We start from the raw sequence: 3,409 nt of genomic DNA, 5'->3' as shown, positions 1-3,409 counted from the left end.
CCGGCGCGATCACGCCATAGCTCGAAACTTCCTCTTCCGGCACTTCCAGCACGCTGATGAGGTTGCCGCCCACTTCATGATAGGCATCGACCATCTGCTTCATGCAGCCCGGCGCGCCGATCATCAGTTCATCGGGCAGGAAGATCGCGAACGGTTCGTCGCCCACGATCGCGCGCGCGCACCACACCGCATGGCCCAGCCCCATCGGCACCTGCTGCCGCACCGTGACCAGATTGCCCGGCGGGATGCGCGTGGGCTCCAGCACTTCGAGATTCTTGCCGCGATCGGCCATCGTGCGTTCGAGTTCGAACGCGGTATCAAAGTGCTCGACGATCGAGGTCTTGCCGCGCCCGGTTACGAAAATCATCTGCTCGATGCCAGCTTCGCGCGCCTCGTCGACCGCGTACTGGATCAGGGGCCGGTCGATGATCGGCAGCATTTCCTTCGGGATCGCCTTGGTCGCCGGCAAGAACCGCGTGCCCAGCCCCGCGACGGGAAACACCGCCTTGCGGATCGGCTTGCGTTCGGTCGAACCCTTCATGCTCACTCCTCGATAGCGTTATGGCCGGGGCATCACCCGGAATTGGCCCGACATTGCCATACGACCCGCACTCTTTTGTACACCCCGCGCTTGCTGCGCCAAGGCTTTGCGCCCGCCGGTTCCACCAGGGGCACCAGACGCGGAATGGCTCCGCTACACCCTGCTTATGCGACACGGCCGTGACATAAGGCACAACGAATGTTGCATTGCAACAAAATGAAACGTCTTTTCTTAGCCGGCTGAAAGCGCTGCGATATTCCGTTGGCCGCCTATCGCAGAAGAAGCTTTGACATAGCGTTACCGCCCGCCGGAACGAAAAAGGGAGCCGCAAGGCTCCCTTTCCCGTTTCCATAGCAATCCCGCCCTGCCCGGCTTGCGCCAGCCCCAGGGATAGAGCGCCTTACTTGAGCGCTTCGGCCAGCGTTTCGCCCAGCAGGCTGGGCGAGGGGGACACGCGGATGCCCGCCGCTTCCATTGCCGCGATCTTGCTTTCCGCATCGCCCTTGCCGCCCGACACGATCGCGCCGGCGTGGCCCATGCGGCGTCCCGGAGGCGCCGAGCGGCCCGCGATGAAGCCGGCCATCGGCTTCTTGCGGCCACGCTTGGCCTCGTCGATCAGGAACTGCGCGGCCTGCTCCTCGGCGTCGCCGCCGATTTCGCCGATCATGATGATCGACTTGGTGTCTTCGTCCGCCAGGAACAGTTCCAGCACATCGATGAAGTTGGTGCCGTTGACCGGGTCACCGCCGATGCCGACCGCGGTGGTCTGGCCTAGGCCGATGTTCGAAGTCTGGAACACCGCCTCATAGGTCAGCGTGCCCGAGCGCGAGACCACGCCGACCGAACCCTTCTTGAAGATGGAGCCGGGCATGATGCCGATCTTGCATTCGTCCGGCGTCAGCACGCCGGGGCAGTTCGGGCCGATAAGGCGCGACTTGCTGCCCGAAAGCGCGCGCTTCACGCGCACCATGTCCAGCACCGGGATGCCTTCGGTGATGCAGACGATCAGTTCCATCTGCGCGTCGATCGCCTCGAGAATGGCGTCGGCCGCGCCCGGAGGCGGCACATAGATGCACGAAGCGGTGGCGCCGGTGGCGGCCTTCGCCTCGGCCACGGTATCATACTGCGGCAGGCCGATGTGGGTGGTGCCGCCCTTGCCCGGGGTCACGCCCGCAACCATCTGCGTGCCGTAGTCCAGCGCCGCCTGGGTGTGGAACGCGCCGGTCTTGCCGGTCATCCCCTGGGTGATGACCTTGGTGTTCTTGTTGACGAGAATGCTCATGGTTCAGGAAACCTTCCGGACTTCTGCCACGATCTTCTGCGCGGCATCGCCAAGGTCGTTGGCGGGAACGATGGGGAGACCCGAGTTGGCGAGGATGTCCTTGCCCTGCTGCACGTTGGTGCCTTCGAGACGCACGACCAGCGGAACCTGCAGGTTCACTTCCTTCGCTGCGGCCACGATGCCGTCGGCGATGATGTCGCACTTCATAATGCCGCCGAAGATGTTCACCAGGATGCCCTTCACCGCGGGATCGCGGAGAATGATCTTGAACGCCGCCGTCACCTTTTCCGTGGTGGCGCCGCCGCCCACGTCGAGGAAGTTGGCCGGGAACTCGCCGTTCAGCTTGATGATGTCCATCGTCGCCATGGCAAGGCCCGCGCCGTTCACCATGCAGCCGATGTTGCCATCGAGCTTGATGTAGGCGAGGTCGTACTTGCTGGCTTCGATTTCCGCCGGATCTTCCTCGGTCTCGTCGCGCAGCGCGACGACATCGGGGTGACGGTAGAGCGCGTTCGAATCGAAGCTCATCTTGGTGTCGAGGACGAGCAGGTTGCCATCCTTGGTTTCCACCAGCGGGTTGATTTCGAGCATGTCGCAGTCCAGCGCCATGAAGGCGTTGTAAAGCTGCTGCGCGATCTTCGCGGCCTGCTTGTTGAGGTCGCCCGTCAGCTTCAGCGCATAGCCCACGGCGCGGCCGTGGTGCGGCATGAAGCCCTGCGCCGGATCGATGGTGATCGTGGCGATCTTCTCGGGGGTCGAATGGGCGACTTCCTCGATGTCCATGCCACCTTCGGTCGAGACGATCATGGCGACACGGCCGGTGGCGCGATCGACGACCATCGACAGGTAGTATTCCTTGGCGATGTCCACGCCATCGGTCACGTAGAGGCGGTTCACCTGCTTGCCGGCTTCCCCGGTCTGCACGGTCACCAGCGTGTTGCCGAGCATTTCCTTGGCGAAAGCCTCTACTTCCTCCACGCTCTTGGCCAGGCGCACGCCGCCCTTGGCGTCGGCCGGCAGTTCCTTGAACTTGCCCTTGCCGCGACCGCCGGCGTGGATCTGCGCCTTGACCACATACAGCGGTCCGGGAAGCTGCTTGGCGGCAGCGACGGCCTCTTCGACCGTGAGCGCGGCGATGCCGGCGGGAATGCCGACTCCGAACTTCGCCAACAGCTCCTTGGCCTGGTATTCGTGGACGTTCATGATCCCTCCTGGGGTGGAATGGAAACTGCGAATCGGAAGCCCTCTCGGGCCTTAGAGCTTGCTCGTCAACTCCGGGACGATGGAAAAGAGGTCGCCCACGAGGCCGATATCGGCGACCTGGAAGATGGGGGCGTCCTCGTCCTTGTTGATGGCGATGATGGTCTTGGAATCCTTCATGCCGGCCAGGTGCTGGATGGCGCCGGAGATGCCGACGGCGATGTAGACTTCGGGGGCGACGATCTTGCCGGTCTGGCCCACCTGGTAGTCGTTGGGCACATAGCCCGCGTCCACCGCCGCGCGGCTCGCCCCCACGCCCGCGCCCAGCTTGTCCGCCAGCGGCACGATCGTCGCCGCGAAGGTCTCCGCGTCCTTCAGCGCGCGCC

The 3,409-nt window shown here is 64.0% G+C and carries 4 protein-coding genes; all 4 read right to left on the bottom strand.

Going from position 1 to position 3,409, the window contains the following annotated elements; all coding sequences use genetic code 11:
• On the bottom strand, window positions 1-541 hold a 541-nt coding region (locus B3547_RS10920), incomplete at its 3' end, for a UTP--glucose-1-phosphate uridylyltransferase (RefSeq protein WP_292963017.1).
• Between the two features lie 400 nt (window positions 542-941).
• Window positions 942-1,823, bottom strand: coding sequence for a succinate--CoA ligase subunit alpha (sucD, locus tag B3547_RS10915; protein WP_194919615.1), 882 nt, complete (start codon window positions 1,821-1,823; stop codon window positions 942-944).
• Between the two features lie 3 nt (window positions 1,824-1,826).
• Window positions 1,827-3,026, bottom strand: a complete 1,200-nt coding sequence (sucC, locus tag B3547_RS10910) for an ADP-forming succinate--CoA ligase subunit beta (protein ID WP_124811465.1) — start codon at window positions 3,024-3,026, stop codon at window positions 1,827-1,829.
• A 51-nt stretch (window positions 3,027-3,077) separates the two neighbouring features.
• On the bottom strand, window positions 3,078-3,409 hold a 332-nt coding region (locus B3547_RS10905), incomplete at its 5' end, for an FAD-binding protein (protein WP_292963012.1).

Origin of the sequence: Novosphingobium sp. UBA1939 (assembly GCF_002336885.1) — a bacterium.
In the GTDB taxonomy this organism is placed as follows: domain Bacteria; phylum Pseudomonadota; class Alphaproteobacteria; order Sphingomonadales; family Sphingomonadaceae; genus Novosphingobium.
The sequence above is the reverse complement of the archived record's forward strand: the minus strand, read 5'-3'. Positions and strand labels throughout refer to the sequence as shown.